The sequence below is a fragment of the Hydrogenophaga sp. genome, from assembly GCF_031426985.1.
GTDB lineage: Bacteria > Pseudomonadota > Gammaproteobacteria > Burkholderiales > Burkholderiaceae_C > Hydrogenophaga.
This window is the reverse complement of the sequence record NZ_JASJOY010000160.1, coordinates 1-16,748: the sequence shown is the minus strand read 5'-3', so window position 1 is coordinate 16,748 and position 16,748 is coordinate 1. Positions and strand designations below refer to the sequence as shown.

General features: G+C 69.6%; 13 protein-coding genes and 1 pseudogene. 8 read left to right on the top strand and 6 right to left on the bottom strand.

All coding sequences use genetic code 11. The features are described from left to right. On the bottom strand, positions 1-319 hold a 319-nt coding region (locus tag RMP09_RS17445; protein ID WP_310567251.1), incomplete at its 3' end, for a phosphoenolpyruvate carboxylase. A gap of 123 nt (positions 320-442) precedes the next feature. Here RMP09_RS17445 and hemC point away from each other — a divergent pair. The 4 genes from hemC to RMP09_RS17425 are packed head-to-tail and all read left to right on the top strand — an operon-like array spanning position 443 to position 4,758. Continuing rightward, positions 443-1,417 carry a hydroxymethylbilane synthase gene (hemC, locus tag RMP09_RS17440; RefSeq protein ID WP_409559750.1) on the top strand — a complete coding sequence of 325 codons (975 nt, stop codon included), beginning with the start codon at positions 443-445 and terminating at the stop codon, positions 1,415-1,417. A 46-nt stretch (positions 1,418-1,463) separates the two neighbouring features. Beyond that, positions 1,464-2,306 (top strand): uroporphyrinogen-III synthase, encoded by an 843-nt coding sequence (locus RMP09_RS17435; RefSeq protein WP_310567252.1) that lies wholly within the window; start codon positions 1,464-1,466, stop codon positions 2,304-2,306. After that, entirely contained in the window at positions 2,303-3,439 is a 1,137-nt protein-coding gene (locus RMP09_RS17430) for a uroporphyrinogen-III C-methyltransferase (protein ID WP_310567249.1), read from the top strand. Before RMP09_RS17435 ends, RMP09_RS17430 begins: the two co-directional genes overlap by 4 nt. Continuing rightward, complete coding sequence (locus RMP09_RS17425; RefSeq protein ID WP_310567248.1) at positions 3,439-4,758, top strand: heme biosynthesis HemY N-terminal domain-containing protein; 1,320 nt, start codon at positions 3,439-3,441, stop codon at positions 4,756-4,758. The genes RMP09_RS17430 and RMP09_RS17425 overlap by 1 nt, the downstream gene beginning before the upstream one ends. A gap of 359 nt (positions 4,759-5,117) precedes the next feature. On the opposite strand, the gene RMP09_RS17420 is transcribed toward RMP09_RS17425, so the two are convergent. Then, positions 5,118-8,129 carry an Rne/Rng family ribonuclease gene (locus tag RMP09_RS17420; protein WP_310567247.1) on the bottom strand — a complete coding sequence of 1,004 codons (3,012 nt, stop codon included), beginning with the start codon at positions 8,127-8,129 and terminating at the stop codon, positions 5,118-5,120. Positions 8,130-8,780: 651 nt separating this feature from the next. On the opposite strand from RMP09_RS17420, the gene RMP09_RS17415 reads away from it, so the two are divergent. The 3 genes from RMP09_RS17415 (at position 8,781) to RMP09_RS17405 (ending at position 10,734) form a co-directional block, all read left to right on the top strand. Further along, on the top strand, positions 8,781-9,782 hold the full coding sequence (locus RMP09_RS17415; protein WP_310567246.1) for an RluA family pseudouridine synthase: 1,002 nt from the start codon (positions 8,781-8,783) through the stop codon (positions 9,780-9,782). A gap of 70 nt (positions 9,783-9,852) precedes the next feature. Next, the gene (locus RMP09_RS17410; protein ID WP_310567245.1) at positions 9,853-10,164 is read left to right on the top strand and encodes an H-NS histone family protein; all 312 of its coding nucleotides are present in this window, start codon (positions 9,853-9,855) and stop codon (positions 10,162-10,164) included. Between the two features lie 93 nt (positions 10,165-10,257). Then, on the top strand, positions 10,258-10,734 hold the full coding sequence (locus RMP09_RS17405; RefSeq protein WP_310567244.1) for a low molecular weight protein-tyrosine-phosphatase: 477 nt from the start codon (positions 10,258-10,260) through the stop codon (positions 10,732-10,734). Between the two features lie 19 nt (positions 10,735-10,753). Here RMP09_RS17405 and RMP09_RS17400 read toward each other — a convergent pair whose 3' ends face one another. Continuing rightward, a complete protein-coding gene (locus RMP09_RS17400) occupies positions 10,754-12,439 on the bottom strand; it encodes an AMP-binding protein (protein WP_310567243.1) in 1,686 nt (561 codons plus the stop codon). A 279-nt stretch (positions 12,440-12,718) separates the two neighbouring features. On the opposite strand from RMP09_RS17400, the gene RMP09_RS17395 reads away from it, so the two are divergent. Then, positions 12,719-13,420, top strand: a complete 702-nt coding sequence (locus RMP09_RS17395; protein WP_310567242.1) for a carboxylesterase — start codon at positions 12,719-12,721, stop codon at positions 13,418-13,420. Between the two features lie 6 nt (positions 13,421-13,426). Here RMP09_RS17395 and RMP09_RS17390 read toward each other — a convergent pair whose 3' ends face one another. The 3 genes and pseudogenes from RMP09_RS17390 to RMP09_RS17380 form a co-directional block, all read right to left on the bottom strand. Beyond that, positions 13,427-14,689 (bottom strand): nitronate monooxygenase, encoded by a 1,263-nt coding sequence (locus tag RMP09_RS17390; protein ID WP_310567241.1) that lies wholly within the window; start codon positions 14,687-14,689, stop codon positions 13,427-13,429. Between the two features lie 353 nt (positions 14,690-15,042). Next, complete coding sequence (locus RMP09_RS17385; protein ID WP_310567240.1) at positions 15,043-16,497, bottom strand: 8-oxoguanine deaminase; 1,455 nt, start codon at positions 16,495-16,497, stop codon at positions 15,043-15,045. 111 nt (positions 16,498-16,608) lie between these two features. Next, a pseudogene (locus RMP09_RS17380) lies at positions 16,609-16,748 on the bottom strand (LysR family transcriptional regulator); the annotation flags it as partial.

Here is a 16,748-nt window from a genome sequence, read left to right as displayed (position 1 = left end):
GGTCCTCGGCCAGGTTGGCCAGGTGGCTGAAGTAGGTGAAGGCGCGGATCACGCTCACCGTCTGCTGGCCGGTCAGGCCCTTGAGCAACTTCTTGAGCGCCTTGTCGGCGTCCTGGTCGGCGTGGCGGCGGAAGGCCACCGACAGCTGGCGGATCTGCTCGATCAGCTCGAACATGGCCGCGCCTTCCTGTTCGCGGATCACGTCGCCCAGCACCCGGCCGAGCAGGCGGATGTCCTCGATCAGCGGCTGGTCCTTGTCGGCCGTGGCCTTGCGTCGGGTGGCGGGTGTGGCGGCAGGGCGGGCAGGCGGTCGGCTCATGTCGGGCAGGGGTGGGTTGCTGATTTTTTGGGCAGGGGCCATGCTAGCATCCAAAGTTGCCTGTCCCGTTACCAAACGGGTACCAAATCGGCCCGCAAGCCGCGCGGGCCTTGATCTTTTTTGATCCTCGCCGTGTCCACTTTTCAAACCTCCCCAGCCCTGTCCATCACCATCGCCACGCGCGAAAGCCGCCTGGCGCTGTGGCAGGCCGAACACGTCAAAGCCCTCCTGCAAGACTTGGGCCACAGCGTCACCCTGCTGGGCATGACGACCCAGGGCGACCAGATCCTGGACCGCAGCCTGTCCAAGGTCGGTGGCAAAGGCCTGTTCGTCAAGGAGCTCGAAGTGGCCTTGGAAGAGGGCCGGGCCGACATCGCGGTGCACTCGCTCAAGGACGTGCCCATGGACCTGCCGCCGGGCTTTGCCCTGGCCTGCGTCATGGAACGCGAAGACCCGCGCGACGCCTGGGTGTCGCCGCACTGCGCGGGCCTGGCCGATCTGCCGCCGGGCGCCGTGGTGGGCACTTCCAGCCTGCGCCGCCTGGTGTTGCTGCGCGACGCGCTGAACGCCCTGGGCCGCCACGACGTGCGCATCGAACCGCTGCGCGGCAACCTCGACACACGGTTGCGCAAGCTCGACGAAGGCCAGTACCACGCCATCGTGCTGGCGGCGGCGGGCCTCAAGCGCCTGGGCTTGTCCTCGCGCATCCGCGCCATCTTTGAACACGGCCAGTCCCTGCCCGCCGCCGGGCAGGGCGCGCTGGGCATCGAGGTGCGGGCCGACCGCGCCGACCTGATTGAAGCGCTCAAGCCCCTGGTGCACCTGCCCAGCTGGCTGCGCGTGGCGGCCGAACGCACGGTCTCGCGCGCCATGGGTGGCAGCTGCTCCATGCCGCTGGCCGCCTATGCGCAGTGGGTGGACGGCGCCGACACCCTGCACCTGCAGGCCGCCTGGGGCGACCCGGACGGCCAGCTGCCGCTGGTGCGCGTGGGCGAACAGGCCATGGTGCGCACCCTGGCCGAGGCCGAGGCCCTGGGCCAGCGCGTGGCCGATGCGCTGCGTGCTGCCGGCGCCCAGCCGCCCGCCGCGGGGGCCTGAGCCCTTGTCTTCGCCCGCCATGCCCACCAGCGGCGCTGGCCGGGTGATGCGGCGCCTGCTGGTCACCCGGCCTGCCGACGAAGCCGACGCCTGGGTGGCGCAGTTGCGCGAGCAGGGCTGGCCGGCCCAGGCCCTGCCGCTGATCCACATCACCGCTCCCTGCGGCGCGGACGCGGCGCACCGCCTGCACCAGATGCGGGCGCAATGGACGCAATTCGACGCGCTCATGTTCGTCAGCGGCGCGGCCGTTCAACACTTTTTTGCGGCCGACCTGTCGCGGGCCGACGCGCAGACGCGCACCCGCTGCTGGGCGCCCGGTCCAGGCACGGCGCGGCGGCTGGTGCCGGCCCTGGGGGCGCTGGGCCTGGGCGCCGATCGCATCGATGCGCCGCCGCCCGATGCCGCGCAGTTCGATTCCGAGGCGCTGTGGCCAGTGGTTGCGCCCCAGCTGCGGGCCGGCAGCCGCGTGCTCATCGTGCGTGGTCGTTCGGTGGCCGCGGGTGACGATGCCGCCGCGGCACCGGCCGGTGGCAACGGGCGCGACTGGTTGATCCGCCAGTGCGAGCAGGCCGGTGCCGTGGTGGAGGCGGTGGTGGCCTACGAACGCCACGCGCCTGACGCGTCGGAAGACTTTCGGGCCCAGCTGCGCCAGGCGTGCGCGGGCGGCAGCGTCTGGCTGCTCAGCAGTTCCGAGGCGCTGGACCACCTGCTGGCGGCCCGGCCCGCTGCCGACTGGGCGGATGCCGACTGGGCGGATGCCCAGGCCCTGGTCACCCATCCCCGCATCGCCCAGCGCGCGCAGCAGGCCGGTTTCGGCCGCGTCGTGCAGACCCGCCCGGCCTTGCCGGATGTGTTGCGCACCCTAGAATCCCAATGGATTCGACCATGAGCGAAAACACCCCCCTCCCCACCTCCGAAGCGGCGCCGCCGCCGGCACCAGCGCCTGTGGCGCCCCCTGCTGCGGTGCGCATCGCCCTGGCCTGGCCCGTGTGGCTGGCGCTGGGCGCCGCCTTGATCGCGCTGCTGCTGGTCGGGCTGTTGTGGCAGAAGCTCAGCTTCACCCAGCAGGAACTGGCGCGCCGCAGCCAGGACAGCGCCGCCCAGGCGGTGGAAGCGCGCACCCTGGCCGCCCAGGCCGAGGCCCAGACCCAGGAACTGCAGGCGCGGCTGGCGGTGGCCGAGGTCAAGCTGTCCGAGGTGACGCTGCAGCGCAGCCAGCTCGAAGAACTCATGCTCACGCTCTCGCGTTCGCGCGACGACACCCTGGTGCAGGACATCGAGTCCGCCCTGCGGCTGGCGCAGCAGCAGGCGCAGCTGACCGGCAGCGCCCAGCCGCTGCTGTCGGCCCTGCAGGCGGCGGACCAGCGCATCGCGCGCGCCGCGCAGCCGCGCCTGAACCCGGTGCAGCGCGCGCTGGCGCGCGACATCCAGCGCATCCAGGGCGCGGTGCTCACCGACGTGCCCGCCCTGGTGCAGCGGCTGGACGAGCTGGTGCGCCAGGTCGAACAGTGGCCCCTGCTCAACGACGTGGGGCCCCGCGCCGCCCCCGCCACAACCAAACCCCACGCCGCCAAGGCGACGACCCGTGCGGGCACGGCCACGGCGGCGCCCCCTGCCGCCGCAGCACCGGCACCGGCGGACCGTGATTCGGCCTGGCCGTCGTGGTGGGGGCGCCTCTGGGGCAATGTCAGCCGCAGCGGGCGGGAACTGGTGCGCGTCAGCCGCATCGACCATCCCGACGCCGCCTTGCTCGCGCCCGAGCAAGCCTTCTTCCTGCGCGAAAACCTCAAACTGCAGCTGCTCAACGCCCGCCTCGGTCTGCTGGCGCGGCAGACCGCCTCGGCCCAGGCCGATGTGCGCGCGGTCGAGGCGTTGCTGACCCGCTATTTCGATGGCACGGCGCCCACCGTCCGGGGCGCCCAGGCCGCGCTGACCCAGCTGCGCGCCGAACTGGTGCCGGTCGAACTGCCGCGGCCCGACGAGAGCCTGGCCGCGTTGGCGGCGGCGGCCGGGGGGCGCTGATGGCCGATCGCTCGCACCGCAGCAGCTTGCAGGGCGGGGCCATGCGCAGCGTGTTCTGGCTGCTCGGCCTGGCCGCCGTGGCCGTGGCCCTGGCGCTGCTCATGGGCCACAACCAGGCCACCGTCACCCTGTTCTGGCCGCCGTACCGCTACGACGTCGCGTTCAACTTCGTGGTGTTCGCGCTCATCGGCCTCTTTGTGCTGGTCCATCTGGCCTTGCGCGCCATCGCCCTGCTGCGCGACCTGCCGGTGCAGGCCCAGCGCTGGCGCAGCCAGCAGGTCGAGCGCGCTGCCGTGGGCGCGGTGCTCGACGCCTTGTCGCACCAGCTCGCCGGTCGCTTCGTGCGGGCGCAGTCCGCGGGTCTCACGGCGCTCGAACGGCTGAACGCCATGCCCGCGGCGCAATGGTCGCAACGGCCGCAGCTGCAACTGCTGGCCCACCTGCTGGTGGCCGAGAGCGCGCAGTCGCTGCAGAACCGCAGCGCGCGCGACCAGCACCTGCAGGCCGCCCTGCACCCGCAACTGGCCAAGGCCGCCCCGGTGGCGCACGAAGGCGCCCTGCTGCGCTCGGTGCACTGGGCGGTGGAAGAGCGCGACGCCGATCTCGCCCGCAGCCGCCTGGCCGACCTGCCGCAAGGCACGGCACGCCGCATCCAGGCCCTGCGCCTGAAACTGCGCACCGCGCGCTTGGGCGGGGCGACCGCCGAGGCGCTGGAAACCGCCCGGCTGCTGGCCAAGCACCGCGCGTTCTCGCCCCAGGCCACGCGCAGCATCCTGCGCGGTCTGGCGCTGGACGCGTTGCGCGAAGCGCACGACATGTCGCAGTTGCAGGCGGTGTGGGCCCAGCTCGACGCCAAGGAACGCGCCATGCCCGAGCTGGCTTTGGCTGCAGGGCATCGCGCCAACCAGCTCGATCAGGCCGATGGCCGCGAGCCCGAACAGGCCACGGCCGAATGCGTGCGCGGCTGGCTGGAACCGCTGTGGCCGCAGCTGGCCGAACTCGATGCGACCCAGCAGCGCCAACTGGTGCAGGTGCTCGAACCGGGCCTGCCCTCGCTGGGCGCGGCCTGGCTGGCCCGACTGGAGCAGACCCAGCGCCTGATGCCCGGCAACGCCTACCTGCAGTACCTGGCCGGTCAGGCCTTCATGCAGCGTCGGCTCTGGGGCAAGGCCGCGCAACTGCTGGGCCAGGCGAGCCACAGCCTGCAGGACCCAGCCCTGCTGCGCCGCACCTGGTGCGCGCTGGCCCGCCTGGCCGAAGAGCGCGGCGATGCGGCCGCTGCCCAGGCGGCCTGGAAGCGCGCCGCTTTGCTGGTGTAAGCGCAAGCACCCCCTGCGCCGCTGACGCGGCTTCCCCCTCTCTCTCGCCTGCGGCGGGAGGGGGACGCAGCCCTGTGGCCCGGCAGAGCCGGTTCCACGGCTGCCCTGGACAGGGGCACGCGCTCCGGAGAGGATAGAAGACTCCCCCTGCGCCGCTGACGCGGCTTCCCCCTCTCTCGCCTGCGGCGGGAGGGGGACGCAGCCTGTGGCCCGGCAAAGCCGGTTCCACGGCTGCCCTGGACCTGGGTACGAGCGGCAGACGTGACCCGATGTGTGCCTGGCGTCCATGAAAAAACGCCGGTCATGACCGGCGTTTTTCTGGGAGTGATCGCCACCGCGAGCGGTGGCTGTGCATCACATCACTGGGCCTCGAAGGGCAGGGGCATGCTGCGCAGGTCTTTGCGCGTTTCCACCAGCACCAGCGGGCCTTCGTCCAGCACCACGACCGGCTTGATCTCGCGCGGCACGTGGATCGGCTGGGGTTCGGCCGCGATGGCGGCCTGCACCTGCGCCACCTTGCCGGCGTCGGAGTTCACCCACTCCAGGCCGCTGGACTGGGCCACCTGGTTCAGCTCGTCGAGGGACACCGTGTAGGGCTGCACCTTGGGCAGACCCTGGCGCGCCGGAGCGCTGGCGGCGGGTGCCTTGGGCGCCGGTGCGGGTGCCGCAGCGCGGGCGCGCGGGGCGACGGGGGCGGCGTCCAGCACGGGCACGGGTTCCACGGCCGGGGCCGCCGCCACGGGCGCTGCCTCGACCGGTTCTGCCGTGGCCTGCACGGGCAGGCTGAAGTAGCTGCGCGTCGGCGCTTCGTAGCTGCGCTCTTCGGTGTCGACCGCTGGGGCAACCGGGGCGTCGGCGTTGCCGGTTTCGGCTTCGGCGGCCGATGCGTCGCGCGGGGCGCGTTCGCGGCGGTCGCGGCCGTAACGGTCGCGGCTGCGGCGCTCGCGCGGGGCGCGCTGACCGGCGTTGTCGGCGGTCTCGCCTTCGGCCGGGGTGCCTGTGCCCTGGGCGTCTTGTTCGGCGCGCGCCGAGGCGGCCTCGATCAGGCCTTGCGGCGCCGCGGCGTCCGCGCCCTCGTTGCGGCGGCGGTTGTCGTTGCGCGGGCGGCGTTCACGGCGTTGGCCTTCGGCGGCTTCGGGCGAGGCCGCCGCATCGTTCACGCCAGCGGGTGCGGGCGCGTTCAGCAGGGCTTCGTTGTCTGCCGGTGCGTCGGCGGGGGCTGTGTCGCGGCGGTTGTCGCGGCGACCACCGTTGCGGCCTTCGCCCCGGTTGTCGCCACGGCCTTCACCGCGGGCGTCGCTGCGCTGTTCACCACGGCCTTCGCCACGCGGTGCGCGGTTGCCGTCGCGGCCTTCCACGCGGCCTTCCGGGCGGGCCTCGCCATTGCGGCCATCGGCGCCCCGCGGGCCACGGCCACCTTCGCGGCCCTCGCGGCCCACTTCGCCACGGCCTTCGCGCGGTGCGCGGGCTTCGCCGTTGCGGCCGCCACGGCCACGGCCATCGCGTCCACCTTCGCGGCGGCCTTCGCCGCGCGGTTCGCGGTCACCGGTCTTGGCCGGTGCGGTCGCGGCTTTGGGTTCTGCGGCCACAGGCGCTGCGGGCGCGGCGCCACCGAACAGGCTCTTGAGCCAGCCGAAGAAGCCCTTCTCGGCCGGCGCAGCGACCTTGGGCGCTGCTGCCGGTGCTTGCACCGGGGCGGCGGCCACCGGTGCTGCGGGCACAGCGGCGGCGGGTGCCGCCTCGGGCTTGGGGGCGGCCACCGGGGCGGGACCATCGGGCAGCACACCCTTGATCACCGGTTCCTGCTTGTTGGTGCGCTCCTGGCTGCGGCGGGTGAAGCCGGTGGCGTCGTCCGCTTCGTCGGCCAGTTTGTAGCTGGCGTCCAGGTTGTCCAGGCGCGGGTCGTCGTGCTTCAGGCGTTCGAGCTTGTAGTTCGGCGTGTCGAGCGACTTGTTGGGCACCAGCAGCACGTTGATGCGCTGCTTGAGTTCGATCTTGGTGATTTCGGTGCGCTTTTCGTTCAGCAGGAAGCTGGCCACTTCGACCGGCACCTGCACCAGCACGGCGGCGGTGCTGTCCTTGAGCGACTCTTCCTGGATGATGCGCAGGATCTGCAGCGCCGAGCTCTCGGTGTCGCGGATGTGGCCGGAACCGCCGCAGCGCGGGCAGGGGATGGACGAGCCTTCGCTGAGCATGGGCTTCAGACGCTGGCGGCTCATTTCGAGCAGACCGAACTTGCTGATGGAGCCGAACTGCACGCGGGCGCGGTCCTGGCGCAGCGCATCGCGCAGGCGGTTTTCCACTTCGCGGCGGTTCTTCGACTCTTCCATGTCGATGAAGTCGATCACGATCAGGCCGCCGAGGTCGCGCAGGCGGGCCTGGCGCGCCACTTCGTCGGCAGCTTCCAGGTTGGTGCGGGTGGCGGTTTCTTCGATGTCGCCGCCCTTGATGGCGCGCGCCGAGTTCACGTCCACCGCCACCAGCGCTTCGGTCTGGTCGATCACGATGGCGCCGCCCGAAGGCAGGTTCACGGTGCGGCTGTAGGCGGTTTCGATCTGATGTTCGATCTGGAAGCGGCTGAACAGCGGTGCGTCGTCGCGGTAGCGCTTGACGCGGTGGCCGTGCTCGGGCATCACGTGGCTCATGAACTGGTGAGCCTGTTCGTAGATGTCGTCGGTGTCGATCAGGATCTCGCCGATGTCGCTGTTGAAGTAGTCGCGGATGGCGCGGATCACCAGGCTCGATTCCTGGTAGATCAGGTAGGCGCCTTTGCCACCCTTGGCTGCGCCGTCGATGGCGGTCCACAGCTTGAGCAGGTAGTTCAGGTCCCACTGCAGCTCGGGCGCGTCGCGGCCGATGCCGGCGGTGCGCGCGATGATGCTCATGCCGTTGGGGTATTCGAGCTGGTCCAGCGCCTGCTTGAGTTCCTGGCGGTCTTCGCCTTCGATGCGGCGGCTCACGCCACCGCCGCGCGGGTTGTTGGGCATCAGCACCACGTAGCGGCCGGCCAGGCTCACGAACGTGGTGAGGGCCGCGCCCTTGTTGCCGCGTTCTTCCTTTTCGACCTGGACCAGCAGCTCCTGGCCTTCCTTGATCACGTCGTTGATGCGCGCCTGCGAAGGCGAGACATTGCCCTGGAAGTACTGGCGCGAGATTTCCTTGAACGGCAGGAAACCGTGGCGGTCTTCGCCGTAGTCGACGAAACAGGCTTCGAGCGAGGGCTCGACGCGGGTGACGACGGCCTTGTAGATGTTGCCCTTGCGCTGTTCGCGCCCTTCGATTTCGATTTCGTAGTCGAGCAGTTTCTGCCCGTCCACGATCGCCAGGCGGCGCTCTTCGGCCTGCGTGGCGTTGATCAGCATGCGTTTCATGATGCGTTTCCTTCGGTCTGACACTGACATGGCGCCGGGGTGGGGCCCAGGCGCCGATCTGCCGTGAACCAGCAAAGGCACGCAAACGGGGGAGGAATTGCCGGAGAGCCACCGACCCGGTGCCCGCCCGGCGGGAAGGCCGGGCAGCGGGAGAGATCGTCCGAGGCGGGGCACACGGGGTGGGTGTGCCGCGTCGAACCGCCGGGTCAGGGCGTAGGCGCGTGGACAGCGGTGGTCAGGGCGGGGGGCGCTGCGGCCGTCATCGACGGTCGGGGCGCCACGGGGGCCGCTGGTTTCACTGCGTCCTCGGCCAGCCAGCCCGTGCAGCGTCGTGCTGTCGCCGGGTGCGGCTGGCCGATGGGGGTATTCCGTATCGGGTTCGCGGTTGTCTGCTGGCTGCGCCGCTGGCTTCCTCCGGGCTGGGGCGGGGTTCCGGCCTCGTCAGCGAGGGGTGTGGAACGGCGACCTGGCCCGGGTGCCGGCGGGGGCAACGGGTGGCCAGTCGGACCCCCGGCATCCAGCGCTGGGGGAGCCTGCCTGCGGTGGGTGCCTTAAACTCAAGGAAATCAACCACTTACAGCACACGACTGGCGCAGCACATTATAGTGCGCTCCCCCGGTCCGTGGGGCCGCACTTTTCAGCGGGTTTTCCTTGCATTCCAAGCCCTCCCTCCAGACCGCCGCGGCGGTGCAGTTCCTGACCGTGGACGAAGAATCGGCCGGGCAGCGGCTGGACAACTTCCTCATCCGCGTGCTCAAGGGCGTGCCCAAGACGCACATCTACCGCATCATCCGCTCGGGCGAGGTGCGGCGGAACAAGGGCCGTGTGTCGGCGGACGACCGCGTCAACCCCGGTGACGTGCTGCGCATCCCGCCGATCCGCCTGTCCGAGCGGGCCGAGGAAAAAGCCGCCCAGCCGGCGCCGGCGCGCGAATTTCCGGTGGTGTTCGAAGACGAGGCGTTTCTGGCCATTCACAAACCGGCCGGTGTGGCGGTGCACGGCGGCAGCGGCGTGAGTTTTGGCGTGATCGAACAAATGCGCCAGGCCCGGCCGCAGGCGCGCCTGCTCGAATTGGTGCACCGGCTGGACCGGGAAACCAGCGGTCTGTTGCTGATCGCCAAGAAGAAAAGCGCACTCAAGGCCTTGCAGGACCAATTCCGCGAGCGCGAAACCGGCAAAACCTATCTGGCCCTGGTCAAGGGCGTCTGGCCCGCCCGCCTGAAGGTGTTGGACCAGCCCCTGCACAAATACCTGCTGCCCGACGGCGAACGCCGGGTACGCGTGACCGGCAAAGACGATCCCGATGGCATGAAATCGGTCTCATTGGTGAAAGTGGTGCAGGCTGTGCCGGCCCCCGGCGGCCTGGATACGGCGTACGCCCAGGGCTTCAGCCTGCTGGAAGTCACCATCAAAACCGGTCGAACACACCAGATCCGTGTGCATCTGGCCAGCGCCGGCCACCCCATCGTGGGCGACGACAAATACGGCGATTTTGAACTCAACCGCCAATTGACCCGCCTGGGATTCAAGCGCATGTTTCTGCACGCCTGGCGCCTGAAGCTCGCGCATCCGGTCACGGGTCAGGCGCTGGAATTGCAGACCGAATTGCCCGAAGAACTGAGCAAATGGATGCTGGCTGGAAAATCGGATTAGAATTGCCCCCGCATCGTTGGGATGCAATCCAATACAACAATTGTTTACATACAAACCACAAGGAACATCAATGGCAACGTATTCCGAACTGATGGCCCAGGCCCAGCAACTGATGGCGGAAGCCGAGCAGGCGCGCAAAAACGAATTGGCGTCCGTGGTGGCCGACATCAGGGCCAAGATGAAGCAATACGGCCTCACCGCCGCCGATCTGGGCGGCGCGGCCGCGGGTGGCGCCAAGAAGGTGGGCAAGTCCAAGTCCGCCGCGCCGGCCAAGTACCGTGGCCCGAACGGTGAACTCTGGGCCGGCGGCCCGGGCCGCAAGCCCGAGTGGGTGCGCGCCGTACTGGCCGCGGGCAAGAGCGTCGAGGACTACCGCATCTGATTCGCCGGCCCGCCGGTGAACCGTCCAGGCCCGCCCCGTGCGGGCCTTTTCTTTGGGCGGATGGCGCGGGGGGCTTTGTTATCCTCGCGCCCCATGATCCGCATCCTCGTCGTCTGCATGGGCAATATCTGCCGTTCTCCCACCGCATCGGCCGTGCTGCAGGGTGAGGTGCAACGGCGGGGCCTGGCGCGCAGCGTGCAGGTGGATTCCGCCGGCACGTATGGTGGGCACCAGGGCGAGAAGGCGGACAAACGCGCCATCCAGGTCGCCGCGGCCGCGGGATACGAGCAGATCCATCAGGAGCGCGCGCGCCGCGTGCAAGCGCAGGATTACGAGCGCTGCGACCTGATCCTGGCCATGGACCGGGACAACCTGGCGAACCTGGAAGACAGCTGCCCGCCGGAGCACCGGCACAAGCTGCACCTGTTTCTGGACTACGCCGGGGTGGAAGCGGGCGGTGAGGTGCCCGACCCGTATTACGGCAACCTGGCCGGTTTCGAGCGCGTGCTGGCCCTGTGCGAGGCCGGTGCCCGCGGGGTGCTGGACCGCCTGTCGCCCGCCGCCCGTTGACGGGCTCGATCGTCTGCCGTCACTGCCAGATCACCGTCTGGCCCGAGCTTTCCCAGGCCTCGTAGTACCGCGCATACAGGTCCTCGATGCGGTTGCGCTTGACCTTGAAGGTGGGCGTGATCACGTCGTTGTCCACCGTCCAGGCGGTGGTGGTGATCACGATGGTCTGCAGGCGTTCGTGCGGGTCCAGCGTGGCGTTGATGGTCTTGAGGTGTGCGCCCAGCGAGGTTTCCAGCGCGCGCCGCGCCGCCGGGTCCTGTGCCTTGGTCGCGAATTCGGCGTTGAGCATTACGATGCCCAGCGGCTGGCCCAGGTTGGCGCCGGTCACCACGCAGGCCTCCACCGCCTCGTGCATGACGAGCTTGTCTTCGATGGGGGCGGGCGCCACGTACTTGCCCTTGCCGGTCTTGAACAGATCTTTCACGCGCCCGGTGATGCGCAGCAGGCCCTGGCCGTCGATCTGGCCCTTGTCGCCGGTCTTGAGCCAACCGTCGGGTGTGAACACCTCGGCGGTTTTTTCGGGCTCTTTGTAGTAGCCCATCATCAGCGCCTGGCTGCGCATCTGGATCTCGCCGGTGGCCGGGTCGAGGCGGTGTTCCACACCGGGGTAGGTCGGGCCCACCGTGCCTTGCTGGTTCTGCCCCGACACGGTGATGTGCGAGAGCGCCAGGTTCTCGGTCATGCCGTAGCCTTCGTTGATGGGCAGGCCGAGCTTGCCGTACCACTGCAGCAGGGCCATGGGCATGGGGGCGGCGCCGCCGGCGGCGAAGGTGCAATGGTCCAGGCCCAGGGCTTTCTTGACCTTTTTGCGCACGATGCCGCCCAGGATGGGAATGCCCAGCAGGCGCTGCAGCTTGGCCGGCGGCATCTTGTGGTGCACGCCCTGCTGGAACTTGACCCACAGGCGCGGCACCGAGAAAAACACCGTGGGACGCGCACGCTGCAGGTCGGCCGCAAAGGTGTCCAGCGATTCGGCGAACCAGATGCGCATGCCCGTGCGCAGCCAGCCGTGTTCGACCAGCATGCGCTCGACCACATGCGCCAGCGGCAGGTAGGACAGCATGCGGTCTTCGCCCGTGAGGGGGACGCGTTGCAGGCCGCGGTCCAGCGCCCAGGCGAAGTTGCCAAACGAATGCATCACGCCCTTGGGCATGCCGGTGGTGCCCGAGGTGTAGATCAGCGTGGCCAGTTCGTCCTCGGCGCGCGTGGGCGATGCTTTCAGGGGGGCCGTGCGCGCCACGATCGCGTCCCAGCCCTCGTAGGCGCTGCGGGCCGTGTCGGGCGAGAGCGGGTAGCTGATGCAGGGCAGGTCGGCCGGCACGCCGGGCTGCATGTGTTCCCAGCCGTCGAGCTTGCCGATGAAGCAGGCCTTGCTTTCGCTGTGCGTGAGGATCTGCGCGATGGTCTCGGGCGCCAGCGTGGGGTACAGCGGCACCGACACGTGGCCGGCCATCCAGATGGCCAAGTCGCTCATCATCCACCAGGCGCAGTTCTTGGAAAGGATGGCCACCTTGCTGCCCGGGGCCCAGCCCTGCGCCTGCAGGTGCGCGGCCATGCGGCGCGACTGGTCGGCCACCTGGCCCCAGGTGAAGTCTTGCACCACGCCACCGCCCATGGGTTGGGACAGGGCCACCCGGTCGGGGGCGGTGCTTTCCCAGTGGTACAGGCGCTGCAGGGCCAGGAATTCGGGCGCGATCTTGTGCATGTGTGTCTCCAGAGGTCTGCCGTGAATCTATCGGCATGGTCCAGCGCGCAGGCAGCGGGCTTTCCCGCGCTTTTCCTAGAGCTTGCACTCCAGAGGGCGGCGGGGCGCTGACCTGGATCAAGCGCGCCACCGCCCATTCTGCGGGCCTGGCGGAGCGGGTGATGCGGGCAGCTGTTTCCCATCGGGTCCGCACGTTCTCGGCCGCAGGGGCTGCCTGTCCGATGATGCCCCTGCCGCACCCGGGGCCAGCGTCGTGGCCAACGGCGCTATGCTGACCGGATGACCGCTTCCACCGACACCCGCATCGAACTCCTGGAATTCACCACCGGCGGCGACCCGGGCGCCCAGCCGGTGGCCAGCATCGTCGTGCTGCACGGCCTGGGCGCCGACGGCAGCGACTTCGTGCCCATCGCGCAGGCCATGGACCTGTCGGCCATCGGTCCGGTGCGCTTCGTGTTGCCCAGCGCCCCGGTGCGGCCCGTCAGCCTCAATGGCGGGTACGAAATGCGCGCCTGGTACGACATCTACCCACCCGGTCCCGACGGAACGCGCCGCGAAGACGAGGCGGGTCTGCGCGAGAGCCAGGCCCTGGTGCAGCAGCTGATCGATCGCGAAGTGCAGCGCGGTGTGCCCGCTGATCGCGTGGTGCTCATGGGCTTTTCGCAGGGCTGCGCCATGACCTTGCTGGCCGGCGTGCGCGCGCCGCAACGCCTGGCCGGTCTGGTGGCGCTGTCGGGCTACCTGCCCCTGGCGGGCTCGACGGCCGCTGAACGCAGCCCGGCCAACCGCGACACGCCGGTGTTCATGGCCCATGGTGACGGGGACGACATCGTTGTGCCCGCCCGCGGCGAGGCGGCGCGCGACGCTCTCGCTGCACTCGGCCAGCCCGTGGACTGGCGCCACTACCCCATGGGCCACGAGGTCTGCATGGACGAGGTGCGGGACCTCAACGCCTGGCTGGTGCAGCGCCTGGCGGGCTGATGCTCATCAGGCCGGCACGGCCTCGGCTTCGGGCAGCGCGACCTGGTTGTCCGTGCTGAACTGGTAGTCCTGGAACACGTGGGCGGCGCTGAGCAGCTGGTACTGGCCGTCGGCGTTGCGCCGCGTCGTGTCCTTCAGGCGCCAGGTCAGCTGGCCGCAGGTCCAGATCTCGAAATTGCGCATGTGCGTGCACAGGCAGGTCTTGTCCATGACCGCGATGCGCTTCTCGCCCGGGTGGGCCAGCAGTTCGCGGTTGTAGGCCGTGATGTAGGCGCACTTGCCGTTGGCGTCGAGCAGGTAACCGTAGGCCTCGCAGTTCGGGCGGATGCCGTCGCCGATGCCGGGGCTGCTCTTGATCATGCGCATCGGGTAGCCGGTGGGCGAAATCTCGTTGACCTCGATGTCGTCTTCCTTGGCCTTGAAGTATTCCTGCTTGATGTCGTCGGGCAGGCCGCATTCTTTGGTGACGGTGAAGCGCGTGGCCACCTGCACGGCCGAGCCGCCCAGTTCCATGAAGCGCACCGCGTCGCTGCCGGTGAAGATGCCGCCGGCCGGGATCAGCGGGATGTCCAGCTGCTCGGCCTGCATCCAGGCGCGGATCTCGGCCACGATGGTGGCCAGGTCGTACTGCGCCCAGTCCATGCCAAAGCCCAGGTGGCCGCCGGCCAGCGGGCCCTCGACCACCACGTAGTCGGGCAGGCGGTTCAGGCGTGCGTTCTTCTTCAGGAACAGCTGCAGCGCGCGCAGGCTGGAGACGATGATGCCCAGCTTGGCGTCGCGAAAGCGCGGGTGGTCTTCGATCAGCGCGAACGAACCCAGGTGCAGGCCGGCGGCGAGCGTGATGCCGTCGATGCCGGCGTCCAGCGCCGAGGCCATGCGGACCTTGAGCGTCTCCTTCGGCCCGTTCATGGTCAGCTTTTCCATGCAGTTGATGAACACCATGCCGCTGCCGGTCTTGCGCGCCATGGTGTGCTCCACGTGCAGGCGTGTGGCCTCGGCAAGATCGCCAAGGTCGAACTTGACCAGCGACTTGTCGGACGAGTCGACGTTGAGCTTGTACAGCGCCTGTTTGGCCTTGACGAACTTGGTCTTGTAGCGGCGGTCGGTCACCGTCTTGATCATGGCGTCGGAGATGTGGCCGACGCCGCCCAGGCGTGCGGCTTCCAGGGCCAGGTCGGAAGAGGAAATGTCCACGCCCATTCCGCCGATCATGATGGGCACCAGCTCGGTTGTGCCCAGCTTCAGGCGGAAGTCGTCCAGACGTTTCATAGTGTGTTTTCTCGCTTCAACTGGACTTGTCCCAGTCCATGGATGGGTTCGATGTTCACCGGAGGGTTCGGTCGGGCCGCCGGCGATCGGCGGCCCAGGACAAAAGGGGGGGCGGGATGGACACCGGTCCACCCAGTTGCGATTGTGCCTTCACGGTATGACACCGGGCAAAACCCTGCTGACAATGTGCGGGGCTTGCGCGGCGCGCGAAGGATAGCCCAAGCCCCCGCGCCTGCATTTGATCCAATCGGGGTTCGGGTGCAAATGGCCGCGCCACACGGCACGGGATTTGTCAGGGCGATGACATTCTGGCCAGCCGGTCGCTGCCGGGCCGGGCCCGGGCGTGCGGTCGCTCAGGGGTTGCGGGCGGCCTCGGCCAGCTGCACCGCCAGCCGGTTGTGCCGCTCCAGCAGCGGCCCCAGGTCCACGCTGGCCAACTGGCCCTCGCGCACCACCACCCGGCCATTGACCACGGTGTAGGCGGCGTGTGGGCTGGCGCACAGCAGCAGGCTGGCCAACGGGTCGTGCACCGCGCCACCGGCAAAGCCGAGCGTGCGCAGGTCGAACAGCGCGACGTCGGCGCACATGCCGGGCGCCAGGTGGCCGATGTCCCGGCGACCCAGCACCTGCGCGCCGCCCCGGGTGGCGATGTGCAGCGCGTCGCGCGCGGTCATCTCGGCCGGGCCGAGGTCGCAGCCGAAGAAGGTTTTGCCCTCGCGGGTTTCCGGCGCCGCCAGGGCACGGCCCACCCGCGCGAGCAGCAGCGCCTGCCGCGCCTCGTTGACCATGTGCGCGCCGTCGTTGCTCGCGCTGCCGTCCACGCCCAGGCCCACCGGCACGCCGGCGTCGAGCATGCGGCGGACCGGCGCGATGCCGCTGGCCAGGCGCATGTTGCTGCAGGGGCAGTGCGCCACACCGGTGCGGCTGGCGGCGAACAGCGAAAGGCCTTCGTCATCAAGCTTGACGCAGTGCGCGTGCCAGACGTCGTCGCCCAGCCAGCCGAGTTCCTGCGCGTACTGCGCCGGGGTCCTGTTGAACGTCTCGCGGCTGTAGGCGATGTCGTGGTCGTTCTCGGCCAGGTGGGTGTGCAAGCGCACCCCCAGGCCCTTGAAGCTGCGCGCCAGTTCGGCGCTCTGCCGCATCAGCGCCGGGCTGACCGAGAACGGCGAACACGGCGCCAGCGCGACCTGCACCATGGCGCCGTGCGCCGCGTCGTGCCAGGTCTCGATCAGGCGCTGGCTGTCTTTCAGGATCGCGTCTTCGTTTTCCACCACCCGGTCCGGCGGCAGGCCGCCCTGCGACTGGCCCACGCTCATGCTGCCGCGCGTGGCCACGAAACGCATGCCGATGCGCTGCGCCGCTTCGATGCTGTCTTCGAGCCGCACGCCGTTGGGGTAGAGGTAGAGGTGGTCGCTGCTGGTGGTGCAGCCGCTCATCAGCAGCTCGGCCATCGCCACCTGGGTCGAAACCTGCACCATCTCGGGCGTGAGCCCGGCCCAGATCGGGTAGAGCCCGCGCAGCCAGGCAAACAGCTCCGCGTCCTGCACACTCGGGATGGCGCGCGTGAGGCTCTGGTACATGTGGTGGTGGGTGTTCACCAGGCCCGGCGTGACCAGGTGGCCGCGCGCGTCGATCACCTCACCGGCCGATTCGCGCAGCGCGCGCGGCAGCTCGGCGGTGGGGCCGATCCATTCGATCACGTGGTCGCGCACGAACAGCGATGCGTCCTTCAGTTCGCGCCCTTGCGCCGGGTCGGAATGGTCGAAGGTGGCGATGCAGGCGGCGTTGTGGATCAGCAGGGAGTTCATGGGTGGATCTCGGAGGCGGGGCGTTCAGGTCAGAACATCGCGGAACCGGCTTTGCCGGGCCGCAGATGTTGCCCCCTTGAGGGGGTGACGCGAAGCGGCGCGGGGGTGTTCCTATTTCAACCAGTAGTTCGGTTTGGCGTAGGTCTTCTTCAGGTGTTCGATGAAAAACCGGACCTTGGCCGGCAGGTGGCGCTGTTGCGGGTACACGGCCAGGATGTCGTAGGCGGGCAGGGCGTAGTCGTCGAGCACGG

Bases quoted from the DNA above. Each gene is read 5' to 3' on its own strand.
- RMP09_RS17435 (WP_310567252.1), top strand. From the start codon at position 1,464: ATGCGGCGCCTGCTGGTCACCCGGCCTGCCGACGAAGCCGACGCCTGG.
- RMP09_RS17430 (WP_310567249.1), top strand. From the start codon at position 2,303: ATGAGCGAAAACACCCCCCTCCCCACCTCCGAAGCGGCGCCGCCGCCG.
- RMP09_RS17425 (WP_310567248.1), top strand. From the start codon at position 3,439: ATGGCCGATCGCTCGCACCGCAGCAGCTTGCAGGGCGGGGCCATGCGC.
- RMP09_RS17420 (WP_310567247.1), bottom strand. From the start codon at position 8,129: ATGAAACGCATGCTGATCAACGCCACGCAGGCCGAAGAGCGCCGCCTG.
- RMP09_RS17410 (WP_310567245.1), top strand. From the start codon at position 9,853: ATGGCAACGTATTCCGAACTGATGGCCCAGGCCCAGCAACTGATGGCG.
- RMP09_RS17405 (WP_310567244.1), top strand. From the start codon at position 10,258: ATGATCCGCATCCTCGTCGTCTGCATGGGCAATATCTGCCGTTCTCCC.
- RMP09_RS17400 (WP_310567243.1), bottom strand. From the start codon at position 12,439: ATGCACAAGATCGCGCCCGAATTCCTGGCCCTGCAGCGCCTGTACCAC.
- RMP09_RS17395 (WP_310567242.1), top strand. From the start codon at position 12,719: ATGACCGCTTCCACCGACACCCGCATCGAACTCCTGGAATTCACCACC.
- RMP09_RS17390 (WP_310567241.1), bottom strand. From the start codon at position 14,689: ATGAAACGTCTGGACGACTTCCGCCTGAAGCTGGGCACAACCGAGCTG.
- RMP09_RS17385 (WP_310567240.1), bottom strand. From the start codon at position 16,497: ATGAACTCCCTGCTGATCCACAACGCCGCCTGCATCGCCACCTTCGAC.